This is a genomic window from Pseudomonas sp. PS02288 (genome assembly GCF_029959715.1).
GTDB classification, from domain to species: domain Bacteria; phylum Pseudomonadota; class Gammaproteobacteria; order Pseudomonadales; family Pseudomonadaceae; genus Pseudomonas_O; species Pseudomonas_O kuykendallii.
Genome location: NZ_JASCPA010000005.1, coordinates 54,081 through 70,731, shown reverse-complemented (window position 1 = coordinate 70,731; position 16,651 = coordinate 54,081). Strand labels below are relative to the sequence as shown.

14 protein-coding genes and 2 tRNA genes are annotated in these 16,651 nt (G+C 65.5%); all 16 read left to right on the top strand.

Annotated features, from left to right (window positions below):
- The first annotated feature begins 7 nt into the window (after positions 1–7).
- The 16 genes from QMX85_RS04080 (at position 8) to QMX85_RS04005 (ending at position 16,504) form a co-directional block, all read left to right on the top strand.
- Positions 8–772, top strand: coding sequence for a class I SAM-dependent methyltransferase (locus QMX85_RS04080; protein WP_282338933.1), 765 nt, complete (start codon positions 8–10; stop codon positions 770–772).
- Positions 773–812: 40 nt separating this feature from the next.
- A complete protein-coding gene (gene leuB, locus QMX85_RS04075) occupies positions 813–1,895 on the top strand; it encodes a 3-isopropylmalate dehydrogenase (protein WP_282338932.1) in 1,083 nt (360 codons plus the stop codon).
- A 71-nt stretch (positions 1,896–1,966) separates the two neighbouring features.
- Positions 1,967–3,079 carry an aspartate-semialdehyde dehydrogenase gene (gene asd / locus QMX85_RS04070; RefSeq protein ID WP_282338931.1) on the top strand — a complete coding sequence of 371 codons (1,113 nt, stop codon included), beginning with the start codon at positions 1,967–1,969 and terminating at the stop codon, positions 3,077–3,079.
- Positions 3,080–3,210: 131 nt separating this feature from the next.
- A complete protein-coding gene (locus tag QMX85_RS04065; RefSeq protein ID WP_282338930.1) occupies positions 3,211–4,218 on the top strand; it encodes an aspartate-semialdehyde dehydrogenase in 1,008 nt (335 codons plus the stop codon).
- 154 nt (positions 4,219–4,372) lie between these two features.
- Positions 4,373–7,258, top strand: a complete 2,886-nt coding sequence (locus tag QMX85_RS04060; RefSeq protein WP_282338929.1) for a FimV/HubP family polar landmark protein — start codon at positions 4,373–4,375, stop codon at positions 7,256–7,258.
- Positions 7,259–7,261: 3 nt separating this feature from the next.
- The gene (truA, locus tag QMX85_RS04055; protein ID WP_282338928.1) at positions 7,262–8,128 is read left to right on the top strand and encodes a tRNA pseudouridine(38-40) synthase TruA; all 867 of its coding nucleotides are present in this window, start codon (positions 7,262–7,264) and stop codon (positions 8,126–8,128) included.
- 51 nt (positions 8,129–8,179) lie between these two features.
- Positions 8,180–8,809 (top strand): phosphoribosylanthranilate isomerase, encoded by a 630-nt coding sequence (locus QMX85_RS04050; RefSeq protein ID WP_282338927.1) that lies wholly within the window; start codon positions 8,180–8,182, stop codon positions 8,807–8,809.
- 295 nt (positions 8,810–9,104) lie between these two features.
- Positions 9,105–10,007, top strand: coding sequence for an acetyl-CoA carboxylase, carboxyltransferase subunit beta (accD, locus tag QMX85_RS04045; RefSeq protein ID WP_282338926.1), 903 nt, complete (start codon positions 9,105–9,107; stop codon positions 10,005–10,007).
- Positions 10,004–11,278 (top strand): bifunctional tetrahydrofolate synthase/dihydrofolate synthase, encoded by a 1,275-nt coding sequence (gene folC, locus QMX85_RS04040; protein WP_282338925.1) that lies wholly within the window; start codon positions 10,004–10,006, stop codon positions 11,276–11,278. The genes accD and folC overlap by 4 nt, the downstream gene beginning before the upstream one ends.
- 9 nt (positions 11,279–11,287) lie before the next feature.
- Positions 11,288–11,902, top strand: a complete 615-nt coding sequence (locus QMX85_RS04035) for an SPOR domain-containing protein (protein WP_282338924.1) — start codon at positions 11,288–11,290, stop codon at positions 11,900–11,902.
- 112 nt (positions 11,903–12,014) lie between these two features.
- Complete coding sequence (locus tag QMX85_RS04030; protein ID WP_090230412.1) at positions 12,015–12,554, top strand: CvpA family protein; 540 nt, start codon at positions 12,015–12,017, stop codon at positions 12,552–12,554.
- Positions 12,555–12,633: 79 nt separating this feature from the next.
- Positions 12,634–14,142, top strand: coding sequence for an amidophosphoribosyltransferase (gene purF / locus QMX85_RS04025; RefSeq protein ID WP_090230314.1), 1,509 nt, complete (start codon positions 12,634–12,636; stop codon positions 14,140–14,142).
- Between the two features lie 82 nt (positions 14,143–14,224).
- Positions 14,225–15,445, top strand: a complete 1,221-nt coding sequence (locus QMX85_RS04020; RefSeq protein ID WP_282338923.1) for an O-succinylhomoserine sulfhydrylase — start codon at positions 14,225–14,227, stop codon at positions 15,443–15,445.
- On the top strand, positions 15,442–16,242 hold the full coding sequence (locus QMX85_RS04015; protein WP_282338922.1) for an SDR family oxidoreductase: 801 nt from the start codon (positions 15,442–15,444) through the stop codon (positions 16,240–16,242). Before QMX85_RS04020 ends, QMX85_RS04015 begins: the two co-directional genes overlap by 4 nt.
- Positions 16,243–16,320: 78 nt before the next feature.
- Positions 16,321–16,396, top strand: a tRNA-Val gene (locus QMX85_RS04010).
- Positions 16,397–16,427: 31 nt separating this feature from the next.
- Positions 16,428–16,504: transfer RNA gene (locus QMX85_RS04005), tRNA-Asp, on the top strand.
- Positions 16,505–16,651 lie beyond the last annotated feature (147 nt).

The following is a 16,651-nucleotide window of genomic DNA, read 5'->3' as shown; positions in this document are numbered from 1 at the left end:
TCACGACGTGAATCAGAAAGCCCATTCCCAGGTGGTGCAGACGCAGTTCGGCGAACAGGCCAACGCCTACCTGAACAGCGCGGTGCATGCGCAGGGCAGCGAATTCGCCGCCCTCCAGGCCGCGGTCGCCGGCCGCGCCGATGCGCGTCTGCTCGATCTCGGCTGTGGCGCCGGCCACGTGGCGTTCCATGTCGCACCGGCGGTGGCCGAAGTGGTCGCCTACGACCTGTCGCAGGACATGCTCGACGTGGTGGCCAAGGCCGCCGGCGAGCGCGGCCTGGGCAACATCCGCACCCAATGCGGCGCGGCCGAGCACCTGCCGTTCGCCGATGCCCGCTTCGATTTCGTCTTCAGCCGCTACTCCGCGCACCATTGGAGTGATCTCGGCCAGGCCCTGCGCGAAGTGCGCCGGGTGCTCAAGCCGGGCGGCGTGGCCGCCTTCGTCGATGTCGCGGCGCCCGGCCTGCCGTTGTTCGATACGCATCTGCAAACGGTGGAAGTGCTGCGCGACAGCAGCCATGTACGCGATTATTCGCCCTCCGAGTGGACCCGCCAGCTCGGCGAGGCCGGTCTGGTGGTGACCGCGTGCAGCCGCCAGCGCCTGCGCCTGGAGTACAGCTCCTGGGTCGAACGCATGCGCACGCCGGACGTGTTCCGCGCGGCGATCCGGGCGATGCAGCAGGCGGTGGGCGACGAGGTTCGCGAGTATTTCGAGATTGCCGACGACGGCTCCTTCAGCACCGACGTACTGCTGATCTGGGCCGAACGTTGATTTTTTACCGGTGCCAGGCGGCACCCAACGAGAGAAAAGCATGAGCAAGCAGATTCTGGTTCTCCCTGGCGACGGCATCGGTCCGGAAATCATGGCCGAGGCGGTCAAGGTGCTGAACCTGGCCAACGAGAAGTACAGCCTGGGCTTCGAACTGATCGAAGACGTGATCGGCGGCGCCGCCATCGACAAGCATGGCGTGCCGCTGGCCGACGAGACCCTGGCGCGCGCCCGTGCGGCCGATGCGGTGCTGCTCGGTGCGGTCGGCGGGCCGAAGTGGGACAAGATCGAGCGCGACATCCGTCCCGAGCGCGGCCTGCTGAAGATCCGTTCGCAACTGGGCCTGTTCGCCAACCTGCGTCCGGCGATCCTCTACCCGCAACTGGCCGACGCCTCGTCGCTGAAACCCGAAGTGGTTTCCGGCCTGGACATCCTGATCGTTCGCGAACTCACCGGCGGCATCTACTTCGGCGCCCCGCGTGGCACCGAGACCCTGGAGAACGGCGAGCGCAAGGCCTTCGACACGCTGCCCTACAGCGAGAGCGAAATCCGCCGCATCGCGCGCGTCGGCTTCGACATGGCGCGCGTGCGCGGCAACAAGCTGTGCTCGGTGGACAAGGCCAACGTGCTCGCCTCCAGTCAGCTCTGGCGCGAAGTGGTCGAGGAAGTGGCCAAGGATTACCCGCAGGTCGAGCTGTCGCACATGTATGTCGATAACGCCGCCATGCAACTGGTCCGCGCGCCCAAGCAGTTCGACGTGATCGTCACCGACAACATGTTCGGCGACATCCTCTCCGACGAAGCCTCGATGCTCACCGGCTCCATCGGCATGCTGCCGTCGGCCTCGCTGGACGCCAGCAACAAGGGCATGTACGAGCCGTGCCACGGTTCCGCGCCGGACATCGCCGGGCAGGGCATCGCCAACCCGCTGGCGACCATCCTCTCGGTATCCATGATGCTGCGCTACAGCTTCAACCAGACCACGGCGGCCGACGCCATCGAGCAGGCGGTCAGCAAGGTGCTCGACCAGGGCCTGCGCACCGGCGACATCCATTCCGCCGGAATGCGCAAGGTCGGCACCGCCGAGATGGGCGATGCGGTGGTCGCGGCACTGCGTGCACTCTGAGGTTTCAGGCGTTAATCTCTTCGGCCCGCCGCGATTCGGCGGGCGATTTCGACAATAAAGGTACGGTTGCGATGAAACGTGTAGGTTTGATCGGATGGCGCGGCATGGTCGGTTCCGTGCTCATGCAGCGGATGCTGGAAGAGCGGGACTTCGACCTGATCGAACCGGTGTTCTTCACCACCTCCAACGTCGGTGGCCAGGGCCCCGACGTGGGCAAGGACGTCGCTCCGCTGAAGGACGCCTACAGCATCGACGAGCTCAAAGGTCTGGACGTGATCCTCACCTGCCAGGGCGGCGACTACACCAGCGAAGTCTTCCCCAAGCTGCGCGAAGCCGGCTGGCAGGGCTACTGGATCGATGCCGCCTCCAGCCTGCGCATGGACGACGACGCGGTGATCGTGCTCGACCCGGTCAACCGCAAGGTGATCGATCAGAAGCTCGACGGCGGGGTGAAGAACTACATTGGCGGTAACTGCACCGTCAGCCTGATGCTGATGGGCCTCGGCGGCCTGTTCGAGGCCGGCCTGGTCGAGTGGATGAGCGCCATGACCTACCAGGCGGCTTCCGGCGCCGGCGCGCAGAACATGCGTGAACTGATCAAGCAGATGGGCGCCATCGAAGCCTCCGTGGCCGACGAACTGGCCAACCCGGCCAGCGCCATCCTGGACATCGACCGTAAGGTCGCCGAGATGCAGCGCAGCGAAGCCTTCCCGACGGAAAACTTCGGCGTGCCGCTGGCCGGCAGCCTGATCCCGTGGATCGACAAGGAGCTGCCCAATGGCCAGAGCCGCGAGGAGTGGAAGGGGCAGGCCGAGACCAACAAGATTCTCGGGCGGTTCAAGAACCCGATCCCGGTGGACGGCATCTGCGTGCGCATCGGCGCAATGCGTTGCCACAGCCAGGCGCTGACCATCAAGCTGAACAAGGACGTGCCGCTGTCCGATGTCGAAGGGCTGATCAGCCAGCACAACCCATGGGTCAAGCTGGTGCCGAACCAGCGCGAGATCAGCATGCGCGAGCTGACTCCGACCGCCGTCACCGGCACCCTCAGCGTTCCGGTAGGTCGCCTGCGCAAGCTGAACATGGGCTCGCATTACCTGGGCGCCTTTACCGTGGGCGACCAGTTGCTGTGGGGCGCGGCCGAGCCGCTGCGGCGCATGCTGCGGATTCTTCTCGAGCGCTGATGGCGATGCCGGGAGCGGATTTCTCCGCTCCCGAGCCGCGCACCCGCTGCGAACGGCGGCGGGCCGCGTGCTTTCCCCCTCCGGTTTTCCTCTATAAAGTGCCTCTCCATTCGCAAGAGGCCGCTTCCGTCATGAGCCAAACCATCGACATCGCCGTAGTCGGCGCCAGCGACGAGGTCGGCAAGACCCTGGTCGAACTGTTCGGCGAGCGCGACTTCCCGGTCGGCAACCTGTTCCTTCTCGGCGACCCTGAAAGCGCCGGCGAATCGCTACCGTTTCGCGGCAAGAACCTGCGCGTGCGCGACGTTGCCGACTTCGATTTCTCCCAGGCCACCTTGGTGTTCTTCGTCGCCGGCGCGGCGCTGACCCGCTCCTACGCCCCGCGGGCGGAAGCGGCGGGGTGCTCGCTGCTCGACGTGACCGGCGCCCTGGATGCACAACGCGCGCCGAGCGCGGTGCCCGAGGCCAATGGGCTGGCGATCGAGGCGCTGAGCCTGCCCGTGCAACTGAGCAGCCCGTCGCCGGTAGCGGTTGCGTTGGCGGTGGTGCTGGCACCGTTGCGGCAGTTGGTCGAATTGCAGCGGGTCACGGTCAGCGCCTGCCTGGCGGTGTCGAGCCGCGGCCGCGAGGGCGTCAGCGAACTGGCCAGGCAGACCACGGAACTGCTCAACCTGCGCCCTCTGGAGCCGCGTCTGTTCGACCGGCAGATCGCCTTCAATTTGCTGGCTCAGGTGGAAGCATGCGATGCCCAGGGCCATGGCTCGCTGGAGAAACGTCTGGCTGGCGAGCTCAGGCAGCTCCTCGACCTGCCGCGCTTGGCGGTGTCCTCGACTTTCATTCAGGCGCCGGTGTTCTTCGGCGACAGCATCAGCGTATCTCTCGTCGCCGAAGAGCCGCTGGACATGGCCGCGGTGCGTCAAATACTGGGCACTGCGCCGGGTGTAGAGTTGCTGGAAGACGATTATCCGACGGCCACCGGGGATGCGGTCGGTCAGGACGTGGTGTACGTAGGGCGCCTGCGTGGCGGGCTGGACGATCCCCATGAACTCAATTTGTGGATTGCTTCTGATAATGTACGAAAAGGCGCCGCGCTGAATGTGCTGCAACTGGCTGAGTTATTGATAAAACACTATCTGTAAAAGATACTTACCTTTGAGTTTGAAGAACTATTCTAGGTTTGTTGCTACGGGCTTGGCTGATCGCTGACGGGGACCATCGCAGGATGGAGCGGGCAGCGAGTATCTAGTTTCTCCTCGGGTTTTCGGGGGGAAGGCGAAAACAAGGGAAAACACTATGGTTCGGGTTCGCAAACTGGTGCTGGCAATCGCAGCCGCTACGTCGCTCACCTCAGGGATGACGTATGCGCTGGGCTTGGGCGAAGTCACACTGAAATCCGCGTTGAACCAACCGTTGCAGGCGGAGATCGAGCTCCTCGACGTCAAGGGGCTCGAAACCGACGAAGTCCGGCCGAAACTGGCCTCTCCCGAAGATTTCGCCAAGGCCGGCGTCGACCGCCAGTTCTTCCTCACCGACCTCAAGTTCACCCCGGTCCTGAATGCCAACGGCAAGAACGTCATCCGTGTGACCTCTTCCAAGCCGGTACGCGAGCCCTACCTCAACTTCATGGTGGAAGTGCTCTGGCCGAGCGGTCGTCTGCTGCGCGAGTACACCCTGCTGCTCGACCCGCCGCTGTATTCCCCGGAAACCGCGGCCGCCGTAGCGCCGCAACTGCCGGTCGCCAGGCCGCTCACGCGTCCGCCGGTAGCCACCGCGCCGCGCCCGGCTCCGGCCCCGAGCGCAGCGCCCGCGACCGCGCCACGTCCCTCGGCTCCGGCGGCATCCGCTCCACGCGTTGCCAGCAGCGAATACCGCACCACTTCCCGCGACACCCTCTGGGAAGTCGCCCAGCAGGTCCGCAGCGGCGGAACCGTCCACCAGGCGATGCTGGCAATCCAAGACCTAAATCCGGATGCTTTTCTCGACGGCAACATCAACCGTATGAAGAGCGGGCAGGTACTGCGCCTGCCCACCGACGAGCAGATCCGCAGCCGCTCGCAGAGCGAAGCGCTGGCCCAGGTCGCTGCGCAGAACGCCGCCTGGCGCTCGGGTCGCCGCGCGGCACCTGGCGCCCGGCAACTGGATGCCACACGCCGCGCCGAAGCGGGCGCCGCGCCCGCGCAGAGCGAGCGTAGCGACAACCTCCGCCTCGTGGCTCCGGAAGCCGGCAGCGCCACCAGCGGCAGCGAAGCCGGCGGAACCGGCGGCGGCAACAGCAAGGCGCTGGTGGACAAGCTGGCGGTCACGCAGGAGAGCCTCGATTCGTCGCGTCGCGAAAGCGCCGAGCTGAAGAGTCGGGTCGACGACCTGCAGAGCCAGTTGGACAAGCTGCAGCGGCTGATCCAGCTCAAGGACAGCCAGTTGGCCAAACTCCAGGCCAGCGTGGCCGAGCAGGGCCAGGTTCCGGCAACGCCTGCTGCACCCGCGACCGCTTCGCCAGCCCCGACTGTGCCGACGCCAGCGCCCGCAGCACCCACCGAAAACCAGCCTGCTGGCGCCCAGACTTCTGCACCCGCTGGGGAGCCGGATGCCACCGAGGACGCCGCGGGCGCTCCGGCCACTGCGCCGGAAGCTTCTCCCGCCGAACCTGCCGCGCCCGTGGAGCCTCAGGCCGAACAGGCTCCCGCGCCGGTGGAGCCAACCCCGGAGCCTGCGCCTGCTCAACCGCTGCCCGCAGCCGACGAGCCTGACGAAGGTATCCTCAGCTCGCTGCTGGCCAACCCGACCATGCTCGCCCTCCTAGGCGGCGGGGCCTTGCTGCTGTTGCTGATCGCCCTGCTGATCCTGTCGCGGCGCAATTCCGCCAAGGAAACCGTCCAGCAGAACAACGTGATCATTGGTGGCGATGACGCCGCCAACAAGTTCGACAGCGACATGGGGCTGGGCGCCGGCAGTTTCGATGCCCTCGACGACGATCCGCAGGTCGAGCTTTCGTCCCCTGTCAGCGAGCGCGTCACGCCCCAGACCGGCGATCCGCTGGGCGAGGCGGATATCTACATCGCCTACGGCCGTTTCAACCAGGCGGCGGAGTTGCTCCAGGGCGCCATCAATGACGAGCCGCAACGTGCCGACCTGCGTCTCAAGCTGATGGAGGTGTATGCGGAGCTGGGTGATCGTGAAGGCTTCGTTCGCCAGGAAAACGAACTGCGCGAAATGGGCGGCAGCAGTTCCGATATCGACTCGCTGAAGCTCCGCTACCCGGCCATGAGCGCGCTGGCCGCCGCCGCCCTGGCTAGCGCCGCGGCCGCGGCCTCCCGAGATGACGAGCGTGACGAGTTCAATCTGGACGATCTGGCGATTCAGGAGCCTGCGCCCAGTGCGGCCCTGGATGACGATGCCTTCGATCTCGACGACCTCGACCTGGACTTCGATACCGATCCGTCCCCGGCTGCGAAGACCGAGCCGGCAGACGACCTGGGCGATCTGTCGCTGGATGACGACCTGCAATTTGCGTCGACGTCCTCGCCAGCGGCCGAGCCGGATCTGGATTTCGATCTGGATCTGGACAAGGACGAGGGCGCTTCCAGCCCCGACCTGACCGACGAGCTGGCCGACTTCAACCTGGATCTGGACGCTCAGGAAGCCGATGAAAAGCCGCTGTCCGCGGACGATGACTTCCTCTTCAACCTCGAAGACGAGCCTGTCGTAACTTCTGAGACGGGCACCCTCGACGAGCCGAGCTTCGAGTTGCCGCAAGAGCCGGTGGTAGATCCGCGCAGCTCGGTCGACGCTCCACTGGCCGATTTCGATCTGTCGCTGGACGACGATGAGCCGGCTAAGGACGACTTCGCCGCACAGCTCGACCGTGTTGCCGCGCAACTCGATCAGATGAATGACGAGGCCCAGCCGCCGGTCGTTCCCGAGCCCGTTGTCGATGAACCTTTCGATGACCCGTTCGCGGATGCGCCGATGACAGCCGATACCCTGGCCGGGCCGAGCGACGAAGACGATTTCGACTTCCTCTCCGGTACCGACGAAACCGCGACCAAGCTGGACCTGGCGCGTGCGTACATCGACATGGGTGACAGCGAAGGCGCCCGCGACATCCTCGACGAAGTGCTCGCCGAAGGCGACGCTGCTCAGCAGCAGGAAGCGCGCGAGATGATTTCCCGACTGGTTTGACAAATGACCGATGCAGTACCCGAAGCGGCAGCCCCAGTGGCTGCCGCTGGCTTTTTCAGAGTCGCCCTGGGCGTTGAGTACCGCGGAACCCGCTACCGCGGCTTCCAGCGTCAGCGCGCCGGCGTTCCGTCGATTCAGGAGTCCCTCGAAAAGGCCCTGTCCAAGGTCGCCGGTGGGGCACCCGTTACCCTGAGTTGCGCGGGGCGAACCGATGCCCTGGTACATGCCAGCGGCCAGGTGGTGCACTTCGATACCTCGGTGGAGCGCTCGCTGCATTCCTGGATCATGGGCGCCAACGTGAATCTCCCCCCGGACATCAGTGTGACTTGGGCCAAGTTCATGCCGCGCGCGTTCGATGCTCGGTTCTCGGCCATGGCGCGGCGCTATCGCTATGTCATCTACAACGATCAGATTCGTCCGGCGCACATGGCGGAGGAGGTGACCTGGAATCACCGCCCGCTGGACGTCGCGCGCATGCGCGAAGCCGCGCGCAGTCTGGTCGGCACGCATGACTTCAGTGCCTTTCGCGCGCGTCAGTGCCAGGCCAAGTCGCCGATAAAGACCATCCATCACCTTGAGCTGATCGAGCACGGTCGCTTCATCGTTCTGGACATCCGTGCCAACGCGTTCCTTCATCACATGGTGCGCAACATCGCCGGCGTGCTGATGACCATCGGTGCCGGAGAGCGTCCGGTGGAATGGGCTCGGGAAGTGTTGGAAACCCGTGTGCGACGCACCGGCGGCGTAACGGCGCATCCCTTCGGTCTGTACCTGGTGCAGGTCGAGTATCCGGCCGAGTTCGAGCTCCCCCAGCGCTACCTGGGCCCGCATTTCCTCTCCGGCCTGCCGGACGTGATGGCTGACGCCTAGAAGCGCATTTGCTACCATTCGGGGCTATCAGATCCCTGAGGTCCTCGCAACTTGCCAGCCGTTCGCAGCAAAATCTGCGGTATTACCCGCATCGAAGACGCTCTCGCCGCGGTTGACGCCGGTGCCGATGCCATCGGCCTGGTGTTCTACCCGCGCAGCCCGCGTGCGGTTTCCGTTCAGCAGGCGCGGGCGATCATCGCGGCCTTGCCGCCCTTCGTGACCACCGTCGGGCTGTTCGTCGATGCCAGTCGCTGCGAGCTGGGAGAGATCCTCGACGCCGTGCCGCTCGATCTTCTGCAGTTCCATGGCGATGAAAGCGCGGATGCCTGCGACGGCTATCACCGGCTGTTCATCAAGGCGCTGCGGGTCAAACCCGGCGATGACATCGCCGCGCTGGCCGCCCACTACCCGAAGGCCAGCGGCATTCTGCTCGACACCTATGTCGCCGGCGTTCCCGGTGGTACCGGCGAATCCTTCGACTGGTCGCTGATTCCCCGGGAACTGTCCAAGCCGCTGATCCTCGCCGGTGGGCTCACGCCCGATAACGTCGCCGATGCCGTTCGGCAGGTTCGTCCGTATGCCGTGGACGTCAGTGGCGGGGTGGAGGCCAGCAAGGGCATCAAGGATGCGCAGAAGATTCGTGCGTTCATCGACGCTGTCAAAGGCGGCTCGGCGGCGTGATCCTGCGGGTGGCCGAAAGCTGCGATCACGCTGTTCATGTGACGGGCTTCCTTCGTCAGCCGTCCACTAGCACTGACGCGTCGTCGACGCGGGCGCGAAGCGCTGCGGGCGCTCTACGGCGCCTGTCGACGAACTGTTTTTCGATCCGTGTGCCTGCTCGTTCGAGTGGCGGCGCGGATCAGCCCGGCCCCGTGGGTGCCTGGCACGCCGAATGCGCCGCTCGCGGTCGCGACTTTGAATCCGCCCGGCAAGCGCCCTCGTGGCGCGCGGGCCCGAAGCTTTGGAGAACGACAGCATGAGCAACTGGCTGGTAGACAAACTGATCCCTTCGATCATGCGGTCCGAGGTGAAGAAGAGTTCCGTGCCCGAAGGGCTCTGGCACAAGTGCCCGTCCTGCGAGGCGGTGCTGTACAAGCCCGAGCTGGAAAAGACCCTCGACGTCTGCCCCAAGTGCAACCACCACATGCGCATCGATGCGCGTGCGCGGCTGAACATCTTTCTCGATCCGGAGGGTCGCGAAGAGATCGGCGCCGAGCTCGAGCCGGTGGATCGCCTCAAGTTTCGTGACAGCAAGAAGTACAAGGACCGTTTGACCGCGGCGCAGAAGGACACCGGCGAGAAGGACGCGCTGATTGCCATGCGCGGCACGCTGCAGGACCTTCCAGTGGTCGCGGTGGCTTTCGAGTTCTCCTTCATGGGCGGCTCGATGGGTGCCGTGGTGGGTGAGCGATTCGTGCGCGCGGCCAACGTCGCCCTCGAGCAGCGCTGCCCGATGCTGTGCTTCTCCGCGTCCGGCGGCGCACGCATGCAGGAAGCACTGATCTCGCTGATGCAGATGGCCAAGACCTCGGCGGTGCTGGCGCGTCTGCGCGAAGAAGGCCTGCCGTTCATTTCCGTGCTGACCGACCCGGTGTATGGCGGGGTGTCGGCCAGTCTGGCCATGCTCGGCGACGTGATCGTGGCCGAACCCAAGGCGCTGATCGGCTTCGCCGGCCCGCGTGTGATCGAACAGACGGTGCGCGAGAAGCTGCCGGAAGGCTTCCAGCGTAGCGAGTTCCTGCTCGATCACGGCGCCATCGACATGATCATCCACCGCGCCGAACTGCGCCCGCGTCTGGCGCGCCTGCTCGCTCAGCTCATGGGGCTTCCCAGCCCCGTGCACTCCATGGCGCCGGTCCAGGCTCCCGCCGAGGCATGATCGAGCGCAGCCTGGGCGACTGGCTCGCTTACCTCGAGCAACTGCACCCCACGGCCATCGAAATGGGCCTGGAACGCTCGCGGGAAGCGGCCCGGCGCCTCGGGCTGGGCAGACCCGCGCCGCGGGTGATCACCGCCACCGGCACCAATGGCAAGGGCTCTACGTGCGCGTTTCTCGCCGAGCTGATGCGGGCGCAGGGGCTGCGCGTCGGCGTTTATAGCTCGCCGCACCTTCTGCGTTACAACGAGCGCGTCCGGCTGAATGGCATCGAGGCCAGCGATGCGCAGCTGTGCGAGGCCTTCACCGCGGTCGAGGCCGCGCGTGGCGATATTTCCCTGACCTATTTCGAGATGGGCACACTGGCGGCCTTCTGGTTGTTCGAGCGGGCCGGGCTCGACGCCGTGGTGCTCGAAGTCGGCCTCGGCGGGCGGCTGGATGCGGTGAACCTGATCGATGCCGATCTGGCGCTGGTCACCAGCATCGGCCTCGATCACGCCGACTGGCTGGGCGACAGCCGCGAATCGGTCGCCTTCGAGAAGGCTGGCATCCTGCGCGCCGGCAAGCCCGCGCTGTGCGGCGACCTCGATCCCCCGGCGCCGTTGCTGGACAAGGCCGCCGAGCTGGAGGCGCCCCTGTACTTGCGGGGACGCGATTACGATCTGGCGATCGGCGAGCAGGGCTGGCACTGGCAGGGCCGCGATGGCGCCGGCCAGGTGCCGGAGCTGCACGACCTCCCGCTGCTAGACCTGCCGATGGAAAACGCAGCGCTCGCCCTGCAGGCCTTCGCGCTACTGGGGCTCGACTGGCATCCTCCGGTGCTCTTCGAGGCGCTGGCGCGAACCCGCGTTACCGGGCGGTTGGACCGGCGGGCGATTCACTGGCGAGGCAAGTCCCTGACACTGTTGCTCGATGTTGGGCATAATCCCCATGCCGCCGAGTACCTGGCACGCCGTCTGGCATCGACGCCGATCGGCGGGCAGCGTCTGGCGGTGTTCGGTCTGCTGGCCGACAAGGACCTTGCGGGCGTGCTGCAGCCGCTGTTGCCACGCATCGCCCATTGGGCGGTCGCTGCGCTACCGACACCGCGCTCCCGGCCGGCCGCCGAGTTGCTGGCCGCGTTGCAAGAGGCCGGGGCCGAGGCGAGCGACGCAGGCGACATCGGTCGCGCCATCGAGGCTCAGTGCGAGCGGGCGTCGACGGGCGACGAAATCGTGGTATTCGGTTCTTTTTATTGTGTGGCCGAGGCCCTGGAATGGTTGGCCCGGCACTAGGAGCGGGGAATGGCTGTGCTGGACAAAGGGCTCAAGCAACGTATGGTCGGCGCGCTGGTGCTGGTCGCGCTGGCGGTGATCTTCGTGCCGATGCTGCTCTCCCGCGACGACGAACTGCGTCGCGTCGTGGTGGACGCGCCGAGCATGCCGGCGACCCCGGCGCCGCCGACCATCGAGGTCGAGTCGGTCGCGGTGCCCGAGCCCCAGCCTCTGCCGGACGAGCCGGTGCCGGCCGATCCGCCGGAGACGCCGATTGCCGCTTTGCCTGCGACGCCCGCCGCCAGCCTTCCGGCTCCGACCGCGCCGGCTGCTCCGGCTGCCGCCCCCTCGGCAACCGTTCCCGCGCCAGCACCGGCGAGCAAACCGGCGGACAGTCGTCTCGATGCCAATAATCTCCCCATCAGTTGGTCGGTCCAACTGGCCAGCCTGTCCAATCGCGCCAGCGCCGAAACGCTGCAGGCGACCCTGCGCAACCAGGGCTACAACGCCTACATCCGCAACGCAGAGAACATGAACCGCGTATTCGTCGGTCCGGTGATCGAGCGGGCGGAGGCCAACCGTCTGCGCGATCAGCTCAACAAGCAGCAGAAGCTCAACGGTTTCGTGGTGCGCTTCAAACCTTGATAGGCGCAGCCAGGCGAGACGATAGAAAGCTTCGCTTACCGGAGCGGGTCGGCTCTGCTAAAATGCCGCGCCTTTCCCGTTCGCAGGCAGCACCGTGTTGGCAGGCAGCATCGTGGCATTCACCTGGGTCGATTGGGCGATAGTCGCCGTCATCGCCGTCTCCAGTCTGATCAGTTTGAAGCGCGGCTTCGTCAAGGAAGCCCTGTCGCTGCTCACCTGGATCGTTGCCGGCGTGGTCGCCTGGATGTTCGGCGGTGCACTGTCGGTGTACCTGGACCGCTTCATCGAAACCCCGTCGGCGCGCGTGATCGCCGCCTGCATCATTCTTTTCGTGGTGACACTGCTGGTCGGTGCGTTGATCAATTTCCTGATCGGCGAGCTGATCCGGGTCACCGGCCTTTCCGGTACCGACCGTTTTCTCGGCATGGTCTTCGGCGCGGCGCGCGGTGCGCTGCTGGTGGTGGTCCTGGTGGGGCTGCTGAGCCTGGCGCCGGTCCAGGAGGACGTCTGGTGGCAACAGTCGGTGCTGTTGCCGCATTTCCTGATGGTCGCCGACTGGTCGAAGAACCTGATTCTGAATCTTGCCGGTCATTGGATGATCGACAGTGCCGTTTCCCAGGGATTGAACGCCAGTGGGCTGATGCCCAAGTAAAAGAGGTCATGCGGTTGTCGTGCGAACATGCCGGCCTTCGCAAACCTGTCTTTAGCCTGAACCAGTGAGGTTGCGTCACATGTGTGGCATCGTCGGTATCGTCGGTAAGTCGAACGTCAATCAGGCGCTGTATGACGGCCTGACCGTCCTCCAGCACCGCGGCCAGGATGCTGCCGGAATCGTCACCAGCCACGACGGTCGCCTGTTCCTGCGCAAGGACAACGGCCTGGTGCGTGACGTCTTCCAGCAACGCCACATGCAGCGCCTGGTCGGCCACATGGGCATCGGCCACGTGCGCTACCCGACCGCCGGCAGCTCCAGCTCGGCCGAGGCGCAGCCGTTCTACGTCAACTCGCCGTACGGCATCACCCTGGCGCACAACGGCAACCTGACCAACGTCGAGCAGTTGGCCAAGGAAATCTACGAATCCGACCTGCGCCACGTGAATACCAATTCCGACTCGGAAGTGCTGCTCAACGTGTTCGCTCACGAACTGGCTCAGCGCGGCAAGCTGCAGCCGACCGAGGAAGACGTGTTCGCCGCCGTCACCCACGTGCACGAGCGTTGCCTGGGCGGTTACGCCGTGGTGGCGATGATCACCGGCTACGGGATTGTCGGGTTCCGCGACCCCAACGGCATTCGTCCGATCGTGTTCGGCCAGCGCCACACCGACGAGGGCGTGGAATACATGATCGCCTCCGAGAGCGTCTCGCTGGACGTGCTCGGCTTCACCCTGATCCGCGATCTGGCGCCGGGCGAGGCGGTGTACATCACCGAGGACGGCAAGCTGTTCACCCGGCAGTGCGCGACGAATCCGAAATATGCTCCGTGCATCTTCGAGCACGTCTACCTGGCGCGTCCGGACTCGATCATGGACGGCATCTCGGTCTACAAGGCGCGCCTGCGCATGGGCGAGAAGCTGGCCGACAAGATCCTCCGCGAGCGTCCGCAGCACGACATCGACGTGGTCATCCCAATTCCCGATACCAGCCGCACCGCCGCGCTGGAGCTGGCCAACCGCCTGGGCGTGAAGTTCCGCGAGGGCTTCGTCAAGAATCGCTACATCGGGCGGACCTTCATCATGCCCGGCCAGGCGGCGCGCAAGAAATCAGTACGGCAGAAGCTCAACGCCATCGAGCTGGAGTTCCGCGGCAAGAACGTGATGCTGGTGGACGACTCCATCGTGCGTGGTACCACCTGCAAGCAGATCATCCAGATGGCCCGCGAAGCCGGCGCGAAGAGCGTCTACTTCTGCTCGGCTGCGCCGGCGGTGCGTTATCCCAACGTCTACGGCATCGACATGCCCAGCGCCCATGAGCTGATCGCTCACGGCCGTACCACCGAAGAAGTCTGCGAGCTGATTGGCGCCGACTGGCTGATCTACCAGGATCTGCCGGATCTGATCGAAGCGGTCAGCGGCAGCAAGAAGATCAAGATCGCCAACTTCGACTGCGCGGTGTTCGATGGCAAGTACGTCACCGGTGACATCGACGAGGCCTACCTGAACCGCATCGAGCAGGCGCGCAACGACGCGAGCAAGGTCAAGTCTCAGGCGGTCAGCGCGATCATCGACCTGTACAACAACTGATGCTGACGGGCAGGGGCGACCTTGTCCGTTTTGAGGGTGCGTTCGGCGCACCCTGCAGTCCGACTTTTCGTGAGGTAGCGATATGACCCAGGAATGGGATGCCGGTCGGCTCGACAGCGACCTGGACGGTGTAGGTTTCGACACCCTGGCGGTGCGTGCCGGCCAGCAGCGCACGCCCGAAGGCGAGCACGGCGAGCCGTTGTTCTTCACCTCCAGCTACGTGTTCCGCACCGCTGCCGATGCCGCCGCGCGCTTTGGCGGCGAGGTGCCGGGCAACGTCTATTCGCGCTACACCAACCCCACCGTGCGCATGTTCGAGGAGCGCATCGCCGCGCTCGAAGGCGCCGAACAGGCGGTCGCCACCGCCTCGGGGATGTCCGCGATCCTGGCCATGGTCATGAGCCTGTGCAGTTCCGGCGATCATGTGCTTGTCTCGCGCAGCGTCTTCGGCTCGACCATCAGCCTGTTCGAGAAGTACCTGAAGCGTTTCGGTGTGCAGGTCGACTACCCGCCGCTGGCCGATCTCGACGGCTGGCGCGCGGCGTTCAAGCCGAACACCAGGCTGGCCTTCGTCGAATCCCCCTCGAACCCGCTCGCCGAACTGGTCGATATCGCCGCGCTGGCCGAAATCACCCACGCCCACGGCGCGCTGCTGGCGGTGGACAACTGCTTTTGCACGCCCGCGCTGCAGCAGCCGCTGAAGCTTGGTGCGGATATCGTCATCCACTCCGCGACCAAGTACATCGATGGCCAGGGTCGCTGCCTCGGCGGCGTGGTCGCCGGTCGCGCGGCACAGATGGCCGAAGTGGTGGGGTTCCTGCGTACCGCCGGTCCCACGCTGAGTCCGTTCAATGCCTGGGTGTTCCTCAAGGGCCTGGAAACCCTGCGCGTGCGCATGCGCGCGCACAGCGAGTCGGCGCTGGAGCTGGCGCAGTGGCTGGAAGGCCAGCCGGGTGTCGAGCGCGTCTATTACTCCGGTCTGGCCAGCCATCCGCAGCATGAGCTGGCCAAGCGGCAGCAGAAGGCGTTCGGTGCGGTGGTGAGCTTCGAGGTCGCCGGCGGCAAGGCGGGCGCGTGGGCGTTCATCGATGCCACGCGGATGATCTCCATCACCACCAACCTGGGCGATACCAAGACCACCATCGCCCATCCGGCGACCACCTCGCACGGGCGCCTGTCGCAACAGGATCGCGAACGCGCCGGTATTCACGACAACCTGATCCGGGTCGCCGTGGGCCTCGAGGACATCGACGACATCAAGGCGGACCTGGCCCTGGGCCTCGCTGCCCTGCGCACGGTATGACAGCGGGCGAGCGGGACGCCCTGGAGTGGGCGCCCCGTTCCGCCGCAGGAGCGAACGGCAAGGTCGCGCTGGTCACCGGTGGCGCGCGCGGTATCGGCCTGGGGATCGCCGCCTGGCTGATCGCCGAGGGCTGGCAGCTGGTGCTCGCCGACGTCGAGCGCGAACGGGGTTCGCGCGTCGCCAGGGCGCTGGGTGAAAGCGCCTGGTTCATCCGGATGGACGTCAGCGACGAGAAGCAGGTCGCCACCGGTGTGGCCGAAGTGCTTGGCCAGTTCGGCCGCCTCGATGCGCTGATCAACAACGCCGGGCACGCCGATCCCTACAACTCGCCGCTGGAAAGCCTTTCCATGGCCGAGTGGAACCGCGTGCTCGCGGTCAATCTGACCGGGCCGATGCTGTTGGCCAAGCATTGCGCGCCCTACCTGCGCGCCCATGGCGGTTCGATCGTAAACCTGACCTCCACCCGCGCGCATCAATCCGAAGCCCACAGCGAAGCCTATTCAGCGAGCAAGGGCGGGCTGCTGGCATTGACCCGCGCGCTGGCCGTCAGCCTGGGGCCGGATATCCGCGTGAACGCAGTCAGCCCCGGCTGGATCGACGCCCGCGACCCACGTGATCGGCGCGCCGATCCGCTGTCCGAAAGCGACCACGACCAGCATCCGGCAGGAAGGGTAGGGACGGTGGAGGACATCGCTTCGCTGGTCAGCTGGCTGGTCTCGCCGAACGCCACTTTCGTCACCGGCCAGGAGTTTGTCGTGGACGGCGGCATGACCCGAAAGATGATCTACACCGACTGAGCGTTTTCGGAAAAAGTTCAAGCGGGGTGTTGACTTAGCGTCGGCCGCTGCGTAAATTGCGCCACCTCGCAAGGCGAAGGCTGATTAGCTCAGCTGGGAGAGCACCTGCATCACACGCAGGGGGTCGGCGGTTCGATCCCGTCATCAGCCACCATGTGAGAATCGGACGAAAGTCCAACCGACACGCAGCGGTAGTTCAGTCGGTTAGAATACCGGCCTGTCACGCCGGGGGTCGCGGGTTCGAGTCCCGTCCGCTGCGCCATATCTTCTCCCTCACCGGAGAGACAAGAGAAGCTGCCTTGAGCGGCTTTTTTTGTGCCTGCTAAACCTCCGCCGGGCTTTCAAGCGGAAAGCATTTGTCCGCTCAGTGGAAGATGTGAAATTGACGTCAATAGCGCGTCGGTAGCTT